At 51.2% G+C, this 205-nt stretch carries 1 rRNA gene; it reads left to right on the top strand.

The features are described 5' to 3' along the window. Positions 1–205, top strand: a 16S ribosomal RNA gene (locus tag H6A12_RS13865); the annotation flags it as partial.

Below are 205 nucleotides of genomic sequence, written 5' to 3'. Positions count from 1 at the left end.
GCACAAGCAGTGGAGTATGTGGTTTAATTCGAAGCAACGCGAAGAACCTTACCAGGTCTTGACATCCTTGGACCGCTTAAGAGATTAAGCTTTCCCTTCGGGGACTGAGTGACAGGTGGTGCATGGTTGTCGTCAGCTCGTGTCGTGAGATGTTGGGTTAAGTCCCGCAACGAGCGCAACCCTTGTTGCTAGTTGCTACGCAAGA

The sequence above is a fragment of the Merdimmobilis hominis genome (genome assembly GCF_016901855.1).
Classification (GTDB): Bacteria; Bacillota; Clostridia; order Oscillospirales; family Ruminococcaceae; genus Paludihabitans.
Note: the sequence above shows the minus strand (reverse complement) of the source record. Positions and strands in the feature narration are given on the sequence as shown.